Here is a 13196-nt window from a genome sequence, read left to right as displayed (position 1 = left end):
CTGACCGTATGCAGCGGATGCCACTCGGTATCTCGCGGTTCGACGCGATGATCGGCGGCGGCGCACCGAGCGGAAGCGTCGTCTTGCTGGCGACCGAGGCGGGTGCCGGCGGCCGGGAGTTCTGTTACACGGCGACGGCCATGAACGGCCTCGCCAGAGCCGACGGCGACCAGTTCGAGTTCTACTACGGCGACCTCGAGCCTGGCGTCGTGCTCCCCGACAACGTTCATTACGTCTCCTTTACGAGCGAACGCGACGCGATAGTCGACGAGATGCGGTTCGTCCTCGACGACGACCTCGTCGAGGCGGGGACGTCGGCCGTCTCGTTCGTCGACCTCTCCCAGGAGTTCTTCCAGTTGACCCCGGTACCGACCGACTGGTACAGCGACACGCGAACCGACATCACGAACCTTGGCGACGGGACGAACCGCCGGAACGTGCTCGAGGCGCTCGGCGAGTACCTCACGGAACACGCTTCCGGGAATCTGGTCGTTATCGACTCCGCAACGGACCTGCTGGCGGCCGCGGCCACCAGCGACCAGTTCTCCCAGAGCGATCTGACGATCCTGCTCAAGGGGCTCAAACGAGCGGCGTACCGATGGGGTGGCATCGTCCTGTTGCTCGTCGATGTCGAAACGCTCACCGGGCAGGCGTTCGGTCGGCTCAAGGAAGCCGTCGACGGGACGCTACACTTCGAGTGGGAGAGCGGAGGCTCCGAACGGGATCGAACGCTGGTCGTCGAGGAGTTTCGAGGCGTGCTCTCGCGGCTCGAGGACGAGAACATCGTCCAGTTCGAAACCGAGATTCGCGACAGCGGGTTCGACATCAGTAACGTTCGAAAAATTCGGTAGGCTCCTCCCACCCCTCCCCTTCACCGCCCTCATATCCCCATCTCCTCCCTTCACCGCCCCCACCTCCATCCCTCGCCATCCGCCCATCTACACCCGTCAGCCGAATACCACGCTGAGAGCCAATCTCCTGCGCGTATCGAGCGCTGAAACCGACACAACCCCTAAGAGTGCGCCCGTCGAATCGGGTACGCATGGCGAGCGAGAACCACGAGGACGGGGCGGTCTCGTTCGCGTTACCAGCCGATGTGGACGATTGGATCGACGAGGAGGCTGACCGGCACGGCGAGACGCGAGCGGCGTTCTGTCGACAGCTCCTGTCGGCGACGCACGCGGTCACCACCGACGATGCGGGACCCGACGATGAAGGCCCTGACGAAGACCGGATCGAGCCCGTCGACTCCGAGACGCTCCGATCCGCACTCGAGGAGCAGCGAACCGAGTTCATCGACCACGTCGAAGACGTTCGTGAGCGCGTCGTCCAGGTCAAGCAGGAGGCTGATGGGAAGGCCCCCGAGGAGCACGACCATGACGAGTACGCCGACCGTTCGGCGGTCGAAGCGCTCGACGAGGACCTCGAGACCGTGGCAGAGCGACTGTCGGCGTTCGAGGACCGGATCGACGCGCTTTCGAGCCTGGAAGCCGACCTCGAGGCCCTCTCGGAGGCGGTCGACTCGGGCTTCGAGAACTTCGAGGACGTCCTCGAGCACGTTCTGGAGACCACCGACGAACTCGAGCGGCGGTCGACGACGCTGGCGACGGCGGTGCTCGACCTTCGCGAACAGCGAGACGCCCTCGCGGCTCGCGAGCGTCGCCGTTCGGAGGCCGAACGACTGCAGCGAGCGGCGAGTCGGCTCGGGATTCAGACGGCCACCTGCGCGGCGTGTTCGACGGCCGTTTCGATGGGACTCCTGACCGAACCGACCTGCCCATACTGTGGTACGCAGTTCGCGGACGTCTCGAAGAAGCGCTCGTTCCTGGGGTCGCACACGCTCGAGACGGGCGAGCCGCCGGCCCTCGAACCGGCAGCGCACGCGGCGGTCGACACCGACGAGACGGCGTCGGTCTTCGAGACGGTCGAGGCCGACGCGGAACCGGCGGTCGACGACCAATCGACCGCGAGCGAGGAGGAAGGCAAATGAGTGACGATCGTAGCGACGGCGGCGGCGATGTGAGCCGGGAGTTCGACGACGGTGATGTGGACGTAGACACGAACTCGGACCCAGATTCGGATTCTGCATCGAACTCGGACGCGTCAAACTTGGACGCGTCGGACCCAGACGCGAACTCGAGACCGGGCCAAAACTCAGAAGCGGACGAGGACTCGAGAGCCGTGGCGTTCGACGAACGAGCGCTCGAACCCGACACCACTGACGAGACGCCGCCAGCACTCGAGTCAGCCTCCCAGAAACCTGACGACCGTACGGACCCCCTCGGCGACCTCGCGGCACGAGTCTCCGACCAGGCGACGTCATCGCCGAAGCGGGATCCGGCCATCGACGACCTGTTCGATCGGGAAGACGTCGCCGAAATCGATCGCGAGCGCCTCTGGGCGGAACTCGAGGACGAGTCCACGGAGGTGTCGCCGGAACCATCCACCGAACGGGAGTATCGGACTATTCCGAAGCGAAGTTACTGCCACCAGTGTGAGTACTTTTCCGACCCACCCACGGTCGCCTGCACCCACGAGGGGACGGAAATCCTCGAGATGCCTTCGATGGACACCTATCGCGTCGTCGACTGTCCCGTCGTGCTCGAGGACGAGGCGCTCGAGCGGGATCGATGAGCGTGGGCTCGAACGCGTAGTGTTTCGAGTCGCTATCGTGTCGACTCGCCGGCTCAAAGGTCGTCAGCGTCGTCACTCACCGATTCAGTGGCAGTCGAGAAAATCCCCAATTCAGGCCGAAATGGCGGCGCCTTTCTTTCGCGTGACGTAGCCCGCGATTCGGTTTCGAACGCCCTTCGATTCGATGTTCGTCAGCTTCGTGACGCTGTCTTTGTTCTGTTCGAAGTCGGTCGTGAACGCCTCCGGATACTGCTCCAGGAGGATGTTCCCCGTCTTTTTGATGTAGGCCGGCTTGATTGCCATACCCGTTATTCCGTGAGCGCCTTCTAAAGCCATTCGTTCTCGTCTCGCGCTCGCGCCGACGGGTTCCACTCGCTGTACGCCACGAGATTCCCGAACGCCGCTCGCTCTCTGGTGCCGCCAGCCCGGTCGACAACCTCGAAGCAGTGCTCTAACAGCCCCTCGAGTCGCGCGCGGTCGTAGCCCTCGACTCCGAGGCGGGAGGCCGCGACGGTCGCCTCGATCACGGCGCCGAAGCCGCGATTGATTGGGACCGGCGTCACGGACTCGCGTTCGACGGCCGACTCGCGTGGCTCGAGCGTCCACTCCGCCCAGCCGGTGCCGTCGGCCGTGCCGGTCTCGACTCGCTCGACTGCGACGCGAGCCCAGGCGTCGGCGGACTTGAGGATCGGGTCCTCGCGTTCGGTGATCGAGAGCGCGGCGTCGACGAAGTCGACCGGGTCGCGGGTGAACTGGACGTAGCCCTCGCCTCGCCGCTCGAAGTTCCGGCGCGTTCGCGTGTTGCCCCACGTTCTGGCGGTGGCGGGGTCGCCGGCGAACACGCCGAGTGCGGCGACGTTCCACAGCCCATTGGGCCCGAGCGTGGTGACGACGGTTTCGCTGACGCCGCGTAACTCGAGTGGCCACCCTACGGTGTTCGCGCCGTCGTCGACGGTTCCCGGGTCGCTCATATCTCGACCGTTTCGTGCTCGAGGGCGATGAATAACCCGGCCGCGGTGAGATCGGCCGGCGTTCCCGGATTGTCCTCGTGGTCGCCGATGTTAGTACCGATTATGGTGTGGATGGTAGCTATGAGAAATAATGTAACGGAGGTAAATCCTACAATAATCATATATGCTCTTCGGATATAGATTTTCTATGGATAGAAGAGGATTCTTGAAAACCTTTGGTATAGCCACGACAGGACTCGTCAGTATTGGTGGTATCGGTTGGTGGGTAACACGGGATGATCTCTCCCTATCAGTTCGAAACCTTACAGAATCTAAAAGACCCGTTTCCATCTCTGTTGAAACTGGATCAGATACTATTTTCCACGATTCATTTGAGGTTCCTGCCTCAGAAACTATAGATCGTGAAGATATTGCGAAACCAGGACAATATACATTATCTTTAACACTCGATTATCATGGAGATAATAAGTTCGAACACGAAGTAGATACCCAACTTTGCCATACTTCGAGGATGACCTTCGAAATAGACATCGGCAACGCCCTGGCGATCTATGAAGACTGCTAGTTCCTTACAAATTCCTGAAGCACTGTTTCAGCTCGTGGATGCTCCGGGACATGGCAGACCTGGCTTCCCACTGCACCTACTGCATTGTACAAGTACCCAGCGAACGTCGCCGTCCGGGCCGGAATCACTCATATCTCGACCGATTCGCGCTCGAGGGCGATGAATAGCCCGGCCGCGGTGAGATCCGCCGTCGTTCCCGGGTTGATCCCCCGGTCGACCAGCTCGTCGGCGAACGTCTCGACCGCCGGTCGATCGGTCTCGAGGGCGTCCCGCTCGTAGAGCATCGCAGCGCGGTCGGTCACCTCGACCGCGACGTCCTCGTCGTGGCGGGCGGCGACGAGGGTGTCCGGACGCTCTGCGAGCAACGAGAGGAAGACCGAGGCGGCGCGCTCGAGGATCGATCCCCCGGCCGCTTCGAGGCGGTCGGCCGCGGCGAACGACCGCTCGAACCCGCGGATCCACTCGCGAGCGACGTCGTCGCCGGGGACGCTCCCGTCCATCACGTCGTACAGCGTCAGCCCGCGCTCCTCGAGGGCCGGAATCGCGTCGCTCCCGCGGCGCACGTCGAGGGGTTCCATGTCCGCGGGCGGGTCGCCGACGAAGACGTCGACGTAATCGAACGCGCGGTAGAACGCCGCCGCGTCGGCGACGGTCGTCCCCTCGACGACGCTCGTGACGGCGGATCTGGTCAGGCCGTCACCGTCTCGAGCAGCCCGAACGAGCGGAACGAGCACCAGCAGTGCGCCGAACTGCGTGTTCCCGCCCTCCTGTTCGGCCATGCCTTCGATCGCGCGTTCGAACGCCGGACCGACGGATGCGCCGTCGGCTGCCATCTCGAGGCCGTCGCGGGCTCCCACGGCCCCTGCGAGGAAGTGTTCGAATCGTAAGTCCTCGAGGTCGCGGTGTCGGTCGACGTTCCCGGGCTTCGGCGTGCCGGCGACCTCGAGCAAGAGCGCGAGTTCAGCGGTTCGATCCGGTCGCATGCCATCACCTCCACGCCGGCGAGGCTTAGGCGTAGGTGTCTCGTGGCCGTCGAGTCGTCTCGCGTACCGCGCTCCTGACGCTCAGCACTCCTTCGGCTCGGTGACGACCAGTGTCCCCGTCTCGGTCACGTCGTTCGCGGAGACGATCCAGTCGTGTTCGCCAACCCCGAGATCCCTGCTCGTGACGGTGAAGTGAACGGCGTCGGTCTCGCCACCGTCCAATTCGAGGGAAATCGACTCGTTGTACGGACCGATCTCGAGCCGGACCTCGATCGAGGTCGTCTCGTCGCGTCGGTTCGTCACGGTGACGTCGAAGTCCGCGCCGTCTTCGGCGGGCTCGGCGTCTTCCCGGTATTCGATCGATTCCGGGGCCTGGACCGAGAGACGTGGGGGATTGCCGTTCGGGTTCTCGTCCCCGTCTTCGGACGAGCGAAGGGCCGCGACCCTATCCGGTGTCGAGACGTACAGAGTGTCCCCGTTGGCGGCGCACGACATGGCCGGCCACATTGCGCCCCTGTAATCCTCGACGCCGAGTTTCGCGAGCGAAAACGACCAGAGTTCGTCCCCGTTTTCGAGGTCGAATCCGTACAGCTCTGGCTGTTCCCTCGAATACGAGTGGTGCGGAATGACAACGGTTTTCCCGGCAACGATTGGTCGGCCCCAGGCGTCCGTCGAGCCGCCGATTGACCACCGGGAGTCCGTGTCGTAGTGGTACGCTCCGAAGCCGGCTCTGCCCACCGCGACTTTTGCCGTTTCTGTCACCGCTAGCGGGAACCGGTACGTCGTGTAGCCGACTTGATCACCGGTCGTCACGTCGAGGACGGGGAATTCCTCGCCGTCGCTGATCTGCCCCGTGAAGAGGAGTCCCGCCCCGACGGTGAGGTGGTCGTGATAGTCAACATGCGTGGCATGATACAGTTTCCGGTAGGACCACTGCTCGTCACCCGTAACCGGATCGAGCGCGACGAAGCCCGCATCGCCGACGCCCGCGTAGATCGATTTATCGTCAGCGGCGACCGGCGTCGATGTGAACCGAACCGCCTCCTCCTCTTTTTCCTCCCAATGGCGGGTCTCGAGTTTGACGGACTCTCGCTTCCACCGGACCGAGCCGTCGGTTCGGTCGAGCGCGTACAGGGTCCCGTCGACGACGACGTACACTGTCTCGTATGCGACGACCGGCTCCGGAACCGAAACCTCGCTATCGGACTCGAATTCCGCTCGCCAGCGAATCTCGCCCGTCCGAGCCTCGAGCGCCGTCACTGCGTCGCCGCCGACGTAGACGGCGTCGTCGACCACCGCCGGCGTCCCCGCGGCACCGACGTCGTCGCTCTCCCACCGGACCGTGCCGTCCTCGGCCTCGAGTGAGTGTACTTCCCCGTCAGTTCGAAGGTAGACGACCCCATCGACGACGGCAACGTCTCCGGTGTAGTCGTACTCCCAGGCGACCGACGTCGGCGCGGGCAACCAGCCATCGAGCGGGATAGCCGACGAGTTTTTGACACCTCCGTGGTGGGAGGACCAGCCACTTTGCTCTTCGAACGATTGTTGCGAGTCCTCCACCTCCTGAGTTGCTCCGGCGGAGACGAGGACGCTACCAGTCGCGAGTGCTGCACCTGTTGCCAAGACGGACCGTCGTTTCCAGGACGACATAGGTGGGAAAACCGGACTTCCTCCTATTCCTATGCGGTTGTTTATCCGAACGTTTCACGTAGAGAAACTGTTGCTCGCGCTGTAATTATGGCGCTGACACGGGGTCGGTCGAACGTCGAGGGCGAGGCTGAGATCGACTCCACGAGGCGGGCTTCCGCTCGAGCAATCGGTGGTGCCTACCTTGTCGTTTCGGGCGACGGCGCGGGAATCGAACGGCGGAAGTGGCGGATTCTAGCGGGTCGCAGTCGACGCTTCCAGCGTAATTCACCCCGCGTCTGGAGAGATTCCACTCTCGACGCCGATCGATGGACACTCCCCCGTCGATCATCGAACGCATCGCCGCTGGTGGGAAATTCTCAAGGCGACTCCCCCACAACGATCTGTCATGACCGAGACTGACGACGGCGTCACGCTGACCGTGCGCGCGGCGGAGAAGCGCGACGCCGGCCGCGGCGTCGCACGGATCCCAGAGACCGCGCGGCGAAAGCTCGGCGTGTTGAGCGGCGACACCGTCGTCATCGAGGGCGAGGGGCGAACCGTCGCGAAGATGTGGCCGGCGGATCCGGCGATCCCGGAGCAGGTCGTCCAGATCGACGCCGACACCCGCGCGAACGCTGGCGTGAACGTGGGCGACACCGTCGAGGTGCGAGCGACGGACGGCTCGTCCATCCGGGAGGCCGAAACCGTTACGCTCTCGCCGCCGCCGTCGCTGAGCGACGCCGAGTCGCGACTGGCCGAGCGCGTCGCCAACCAGAAACTGCGCAACCGGCCGATTCGCGCCGGGGAACAGATCCGGATCGAGGGCGTCGCGGCCGACCCCTTCACCGTCGTCGAGACCGAACCCGCGGGCGACGTCCAGATCACCGGCTCCACGACCGTGCTAGTCTTCGACGACACCGATACCGACGGCGCCGATACGCCGAGTTCGACGCCGTCTCGAGACGGCGACGACGGGCGCGGATCGGCAGGGACGGCGGCCAAGCCGAATCGACCATCGGGCGTCACCTACGAGGACATCGGCGGCCTCGACGAGGAACTCGAGCAGGTCCGGGAGATGATCGAGTTGCCAATCTCCGAACCCGAGTTGTTCAAACGCCTCGGGGTCGAGCCGCCGTCGGGCGTCCTGCTGTACGGACCGCCAGGCACAGGGAAGACGCTGATCGCCCGCGCAGTGGCCAACGAGGTCGAGGCCAACTTCGTCACCATCTCCGGGCCGGAGATCATGTCGAAGTACAAGGGCGAGTCCGAGGAGCAACTTCGACGGACCTTCCAGGAGGCCCGCGAGAACGCCCCGACGATCATCTTCTTCGACGAAATCGACTCCATCGCGGGGACGCGCGACGACGACGGCGACGCCGAGAACCGGATCGTCGGCCAGTTGCTGACCCTGATGGACGGGCTCGACGCCCGCGGCGAGGTGATCGTCATCGGGGCGACGAACCGGGTCGACTCCATCGATCCCGCGCTCCGGCGCGGCGGCCGCTTCGACCGCGAGATCCAGATCGGCGTCCCGGACATGGTCGGTCGACGCGAGATCCTCGAGGTCCACACCCGCGGGATGCCCCTGGCCGAGGACGTCAACGTCGACAAAATCGCGAGTCGGACCCACGGCTTCGTCGGCGCGGACCTCGATTCCGTCGTCACCGAGGCCGCGATGGCTGCCATCCGCCGCCGACCCACCGACGCCGACGATCGCGCGGCCTGGAGCGCGAATCCCACGGTTACCCGGGCGGACTTCGACACCGCGCTCGCGGCCGTCGAACCCTCTGCAATGCGCGAGTACGTCGCCGAGTCGCCCAACACCGACTTCGCGGACGTCGGCGGTCTCGAGGACGCCAAACAGGTCCTCCGGGAGTCCGTCGAGTGGCCGCTGACCTACGAGCGACTCTTCGATCGAACGAACACCGATCCGCCCTCGGGGGTCCTGCTCTACGGGCCGCCAGGGACGGGGAAGACACTCCTCGCGCGGGCACTCGCCGGCGAGACCGACGTCAACTTCGTCCGCGTCGACGGCCCGGAGATCGTCGACCGCTACGTCGGGGAGAGCGAGAAAGCGATCCGCAAGGTGTTCGAGCGCGCCCGCCAGTCGGCTCCCTCGATCGTCTTCTTCGACGAAATCGACGCCATCGCGGCCAATCGCGACGACGGCCACGAGGTGACCGACCGCGTCGTCTCACAACTGCTGACCGAACTCGACGGCATGCGGGAGAATCCGAATCTCGTGGTGCTGGCAGCGACCAACCGCAAGGACCACCTCGACCCGGCCTTGCTCCGACCAGGCCGCCTCGACACGCACGTCCTCGTGCCCGAACCCGACCTCGAGGCCCGCCGCAAGATCCTCGAGGTCCACGGCCGCGGCAAGCCGTTCGGGGAGGACGTCGACCTCGATGCCCTCGCCGACGACCTCGAGGGTTACACCGGTGCCGACCTCGAGGCGCTCGTCCGGGACGCCTCGATGCGGGCGATCCGCGAGGTCGCTACGAAGTACGGTCCCGAAGAGGCGAACGACCACGCCGACGACGTTGTCGTCGAGCAGCGCCACTTCGAGGCGGCCCGGGATGCGGTGGACGCCAAACGCTAACGGCTGGTGTTGGCTGGCCGATTGACGACTGGTGCTGGCTGACCGGTTGACGGCTGGTGCCGGTTGGCCGGTCGCACATCGGCCAGGAACTGATCAGCGGCTCGAGCGACCGTCGTCGAGTCCGTCGTTGCCCGACAGCAGATTTTCGTCGGTCTCGAGGATCACCGTCTCTCCGGCGGTCATCTTCTGACCCGGCTCGACTACCAGATCCTCGGGGTCGACTGAGGGGGGAAACACCACGTCGACCCGACTGCCGAACGCGATGTGGCCGATTCGCTGGCCGCGCTCAAGGGAGTTGCCAGGCTCGACGTAGGGGTGGATGCGGCGGGCGAACGCGCCGGCGATGAACGTGACCTCGGCTTCCGTCGATCGTTCCTGGGATTCGGTTTCGTCGGCGCTCGAGTTGGGGGTCTCGTCGTCATTCTCGGAGAACGCCCCTTCTGTGGGCTCAAGGTGCAGGTGAACTTTCTCGTTCCGGTCGGAGTCCTTCGAGAATGCGGGTTTGAATCCGCCCGGCGAGTGCTCCACGTCCCGTACCGTGGCGTCGAACGGCGCACGGACGACGTGGACGTTGTGTACGTTCATGAACGTCCCCAGCCGAAACCGGTCACCCTCGGTCCGCATGACGGACACCTTGCCGTCGGCGGGCGCGACGACGCCAGATAGGGGCGGCGTTCGCTCGGGATCGCGGAAGAACGCGAGCGTCCCGACGCCGAGCAGGAGGGTCGCGATGCCGACGCCGACGCTGATGAGGTAGGCGAACGGGGCCACGACCAGCGGAACGATGGCGTAGCGCCACGCACCCGGCGCGAACTTCATAGTCGGACGAACGCGGCGTGAACGCTTGGGCGTTACGACCGCGGCTCGAGTGGGACCGATTCCCGCCCGAACCTGGCCCCATGCTCAGTCTCAGTCAATCCCAGAACGCCTTCGTCCGGGCGTACTGGCGCTCCTTCTCGAGGATGTCTCGGTAGAAGTCGGCCTCGTTCTCGCGTAAGCGACTGATGATCTGGGCGGCGTTGTGCGGGCCGACCCCGCGGGCGGACATGGCGACGACGGCCCGCTTGCCGTGACTCTGGACCAGATTCGCATTTTTAACCGCGCGACGGGTCAGCTCCTCCTGTTCCTCGTCCTTCGAGTCAGCCTGGACGGCCTGGAGGACCTCGTCGGCCCACGGACTCAGTGCCGCCACACGCGTCGAACCGCAATTCGGACACTCGGGTTGCTCAGCGACCCGCTTCACTTTCGTCCGCGAGTACCACTCCCGACAGTGGGTGCACAGCAGGGTCACCCGGTCGTCTTGCAGGCGCTCCTTGACGGTCTGGATGACGCTCGCATCGGCGTTCTCGGGTACCAGCAGTTCCTTGCCACCGGAGCGGCCCGCGCTCCCGATGGCCGTCCGGCCGCGAACCGTCTCGAGCGATATCTCGCCGGACTGGAGCCGCGAGAGGACGCGGCTCGCGCCCGTCACGTCGAGGTCCTCGTGGAACACCTCGCGGATCGACTCGGCGTACATCGGCGTGTCCTCGAGCGCCTTGAGCAACCGCTCGTTCGACATGCGGCCGGAGCCCTGCCAGCGCTTGAGCGCGCCGAACTTCGCCGAGACCTGCGAGAGGCGGTAGGCGAGGGCGTCCGATCCCTTCAATCCCAGCTCGACGATGGTGCCGACGTGGTCGGGGTCCGTCTCGGTCAGGACGGCCACGACGTCGCTCGTCGCCACGTCGGTCGGCACCTCGAGTTCGATCCGGTAGGGATCGGTGTCGAGGCCAATCGACGACCCGGACTGCTGGCCGAGCAGGGCCGAGAGCACGCGACCGAGGGTTTCGTTCGTCCGGTGGCCGAAGCAGGCGTTGAGGACGACCGTCCGCCCCTGGCGCTCGAGCACGATGCGGTCGTGAGTCGGCATCGGTGCCTCGCCCTCGAGCTGTTTTCGAAGCCCGGAGACGGCCCCAAGGAGCGTCGTATCGTCGCCCGGGTAGCGCCCGCCGAGGTCGCGAGCGACGGCGTCGTCCTCGGCGCCGGTCTCGAGTTGGGCGCCGACGGTACCGCGAATTTCGCCGACCTCCTGGGCGACCGGTTCGGGGACGGGAATCTCCTGGCCAATCCAGGACGGGACCTCGCCTGCTGGATCTTCGATGGGGGTGACCCGTACTCGCTCCTCGTCGTCGTCGATTTCAACGATCCGCCACATCTCCCCGCGCTGGATGAAGACGGCCCCCGGCTGACCGAAGGTCGTGACGAATCGCTCGTCGAGAGTGCCGATCTGGCCGCTCGAGGCGATGTCGTGGACCTCGTAGGTCGCCTCGTCGGGGATCATCGAGAGGTTGGCGTAGACGTACTGCCAGGTGCCGCCGGTGGTCTCGACTCGCTCGCTGCTCTCGTCGAACCAGACGATGCGATTCCGGTGAAGCTCCGAGAGGACGCTCCGCAGGGCCGATTCCTCGAGGTCGCGGAACGGATAGGCGCGGGCGAACAGGTCACGGATTTCCGAAATGTGGCGCGAGCCGGTCGACTGGACGATCCCCGGAATCTGGTTGGCGACCACGTCGAGGCTCCCGTCGTGGATCTCGGCCGGTTCGACCTCGCCCGCGCTCGCCCGCCGGGCGATGGCCAGCGCCTCGAGCGTGTCGTCCGGGCGGGTCGTGACGATGGTCCCCCGTGAGACCTGGTCGCGGCGGTGGCCCGCGCGGCCGATCCGCTGAAGCAGTCGCGAGACCTGGCGCGGGCTCTGGTACTGGATCACGTGGTCGATCCGGCCCACGTCGATCCCGAGTTCCATCGAGGAGGTACACAGCAACGCGTCGAGGTCGCCGGCCTTGAACCGGTCCTCGACGTCGATGCGGGCCTCTTTCGAGAGCGATCCGTGGTGGACCCCGATCGGCAGGTCGAGGCGGGTGAACCGCGAGCCGAGCGCCTCGGCCGTCTGGCGAGTGTTGACGAAGATGAGCGTGGACTCGTTTTCGGCAACGAGGTCTCGGATGAATCGGACGTGGCTGGCCGTCGTCGCGTCGGTGGCGAGTTCGCCCGCGAGTCGCTGATCCTCGTCCGTGATCTCGGGCTGGCGAACCCGCACGTCGATCCGGCTCCCGACGTCGATTTCGCGAATCGTACACGGTCGGCCGCCCGTGAGAAACTGGCCCACCGAGTCGGGGTCGCCGACGGTCGCGGAGAGCCCGATTCGCTGGAACGAGCCCGAGAGTTCGCGGAGTCGCTCGAGCCCTACCGCTAGCTGGGCGCCCCGCTTGGAGGCGGCGAGTTCGTGAACCTCGTCGATCACGACGTGGGAGACGTCCTCGAGCCCCTCCCGGAGGCGCTCGCCGGTGAGCATCGCCTGGAGCGGCTCGGGAGTCGTCACGAGCACGTCGGGCGGATTCTCGGCCTGCTTGCCGCGCTGGTACTGGGTGGTGTCGCCGTGACGGACGTCAACCTCGAGGCCGAGGTACTCGCCCCACCACTCGAGGCGCTCGCGCATGTCACGGTTGAGCGCCCGCAGCGGGGTGACGTAGAGTGCGCCGAACCCGTCGGGCGGGTCGGCCACGAGGTCGTCGAAGACGGGAAGCATCGCCGTCTCGGTCTTGCCACTCCCCGTGGGGGCGATCACGAGCGTGTGCTCGCCGGCGGCCAGCGGCGGAATCGCGAGTCGCTGCGGCGCCGTCGGCGTCGCGAACCCGCGTTCGGAGAGGGCCTCCCGGACGCTCGAGCCGAGGTGAGTGAAGGCGGCGACGTCCCCGTCTGTCATCGATTCTAGCAGGGGCCGAGTGAGGATAAAAGCCGTGTTACCGACCCGATGTGCGCCGTGTTCTCGAGCGTCT

General features: G+C 65.5%; 11 protein-coding genes. 5 read left to right on the top strand and 6 right to left on the bottom strand.

Annotation, left to right across the window (positions count from 1 at the left end):
• The first annotated feature begins 8 nt into the window (after positions 1 to 8).
• From ACFQS4_RS09455 to ACFQS4_RS09445, 3 genes are all read left to right on the top strand, one after another.
• Complete coding sequence (locus ACFQS4_RS09455; protein WP_497901271.1) at positions 9 to 851, top strand: RAD55 family ATPase; 843 nt, start codon at positions 9 to 11, stop codon at positions 849 to 851.
• 191 nt (positions 852 to 1042) lie between these two features.
• The gene (locus tag ACFQS4_RS09450; RefSeq protein WP_497901270.1) at positions 1043 to 1990 is read left to right on the top strand and encodes a hypothetical protein; all 948 of its coding nucleotides are present in this window, start codon (positions 1043 to 1045) and stop codon (positions 1988 to 1990) included.
• Positions 1987 to 2634 (top strand): DUF8135 domain-containing protein, encoded by a 648-nt coding sequence (locus ACFQS4_RS09445; protein WP_497901269.1) that lies wholly within the window; start codon positions 1987 to 1989, stop codon positions 2632 to 2634. The genes ACFQS4_RS09450 and ACFQS4_RS09445 overlap by 4 nt, the downstream gene beginning before the upstream one ends.
• 111 nt (positions 2635 to 2745) lie before the next feature.
• Here ACFQS4_RS09445 and ACFQS4_RS09440 read toward each other — a convergent pair whose 3' ends face one another.
• Positions 2746 to 2937, bottom strand: a complete 192-nt coding sequence (locus tag ACFQS4_RS09440; RefSeq protein ID WP_497901268.1) for a 30S ribosomal protein S17e — start codon at positions 2935 to 2937, stop codon at positions 2746 to 2748.
• A 23-nt stretch (positions 2938 to 2960) separates the two neighbouring features.
• Complete coding sequence (locus ACFQS4_RS09435; RefSeq protein ID WP_497901267.1) at positions 2961 to 3605, bottom strand: DUF447 domain-containing protein; 645 nt, start codon at positions 3603 to 3605, stop codon at positions 2961 to 2963.
• A gap of 187 nt (positions 3606 to 3792) precedes the next feature.
• On the opposite strand from ACFQS4_RS09435, the gene ACFQS4_RS09430 reads away from it, so the two are divergent.
• Positions 3793 to 4170, top strand: coding sequence for an Ig-like domain-containing protein (locus ACFQS4_RS09430; protein WP_497901265.1), 378 nt, complete (start codon positions 3793 to 3795; stop codon positions 4168 to 4170).
• A 128-nt stretch (positions 4171 to 4298) separates the two neighbouring features.
• On the opposite strand, the gene ACFQS4_RS09425 is transcribed toward ACFQS4_RS09430, so the two are convergent.
• Both ACFQS4_RS09425 and ACFQS4_RS09420 read right to left on the bottom strand, forming a co-directional pair.
• Positions 4299 to 5153: a triphosphoribosyl-dephospho-CoA synthase gene (locus tag ACFQS4_RS09425; protein ID WP_497901264.1), complete on the bottom strand. Its 855-nt coding sequence runs from the start codon at positions 5151 to 5153 to the stop codon at positions 4299 to 4301.
• An 81-nt stretch (positions 5154 to 5234) separates the two neighbouring features.
• Positions 5235 to 6776 (bottom strand): outer membrane protein assembly factor BamB family protein, encoded by a 1542-nt coding sequence (locus tag ACFQS4_RS09420; protein ID WP_497901263.1) that lies wholly within the window; start codon positions 6774 to 6776, stop codon positions 5235 to 5237.
• Between the two features lie 412 nt (positions 6777 to 7188).
• On the opposite strand from ACFQS4_RS09420, the gene ACFQS4_RS09415 reads away from it, so the two are divergent.
• The gene (locus ACFQS4_RS09415) at positions 7189 to 9384 is read left to right on the top strand and encodes an AAA family ATPase (RefSeq protein ID WP_497901262.1); all 2196 of its coding nucleotides are present in this window, start codon (positions 7189 to 7191) and stop codon (positions 9382 to 9384) included.
• A 93-nt stretch (positions 9385 to 9477) separates the two neighbouring features.
• Here the strand turns inward: ACFQS4_RS09415 and ACFQS4_RS09410 are convergent, their stop codons facing one another.
• Both ACFQS4_RS09410 and ACFQS4_RS09405 read right to left on the bottom strand, forming a co-directional pair.
• A complete protein-coding gene (locus ACFQS4_RS09410) occupies positions 9478 to 10203 on the bottom strand; it encodes a protein sorting system archaetidylserine decarboxylase (RefSeq protein WP_497901261.1) in 726 nt (241 codons plus the stop codon).
• 94 nt (positions 10204 to 10297) lie between these two features.
• The gene (locus ACFQS4_RS09405) at positions 10298 to 13123 is read right to left on the bottom strand and encodes a DEAD/DEAH box helicase (protein ID WP_497901260.1); all 2826 of its coding nucleotides are present in this window, start codon (positions 13121 to 13123) and stop codon (positions 10298 to 10300) included.
• Between the last annotated feature and the right edge of the window lie 73 nt (positions 13124 to 13196).

It is taken from the genome of Saliphagus sp. GCM10025317, from assembly GCF_042663665.1.
Classification (GTDB): Archaea; Halobacteriota; Halobacteria; order Halobacteriales; family Natrialbaceae; genus Natronosalvus.
Note: the sequence above shows the minus strand (reverse complement) of the source record. Positions and strands in the feature narration are given on the sequence as shown.

Bases quoted from the DNA above. Each gene is read 5' to 3' on its own strand.
- ACFQS4_RS09440 (WP_497901268.1), bottom strand. From the start codon at position 2,937: ATGGCAATCAAGCCGGCCTACATCAAAAAGACGGGGAACATCCTCCTG.
- ACFQS4_RS09410 (WP_497901261.1), bottom strand. From the start codon at position 10,203: ATGAAGTTCGCGCCGGGTGCGTGGCGCTACGCCATCGTTCCGCTGGTC.
- ACFQS4_RS09405 (WP_497901260.1), bottom strand. From the start codon at position 13,123: ATGACAGACGGGGACGTCGCCGCCTTCACTCACCTCGGCTCGAGCGTC.
- ACFQS4_RS09430 (WP_497901265.1), top strand. From the start codon at position 3,793: ATGGATAGAAGAGGATTCTTGAAAACCTTTGGTATAGCCACGACAGGA.
- ACFQS4_RS09425 (WP_497901264.1), bottom strand. From the start codon at position 5,153: ATGCGACCGGATCGAACCGCTGAACTCGCGCTCTTGCTCGAGGTCGCC.
- ACFQS4_RS09415 (WP_497901262.1), top strand. From the start codon at position 7,189: ATGACCGAGACTGACGACGGCGTCACGCTGACCGTGCGCGCGGCGGAG.
- ACFQS4_RS09435 (WP_497901267.1), bottom strand. From the start codon at position 3,605: ATGAGCGACCCGGGAACCGTCGACGACGGCGCGAACACCGTAGGGTGG.
- ACFQS4_RS09445 (WP_497901269.1), top strand. From the start codon at position 1,987: ATGAGTGACGATCGTAGCGACGGCGGCGGCGATGTGAGCCGGGAGTTC.
- ACFQS4_RS09450 (WP_497901270.1), top strand. From the start codon at position 1,043: ATGGCGAGCGAGAACCACGAGGACGGGGCGGTCTCGTTCGCGTTACCA.
- ACFQS4_RS09455 (WP_497901271.1), top strand. From the start codon at position 9: ATGCAGCGGATGCCACTCGGTATCTCGCGGTTCGACGCGATGATCGGC.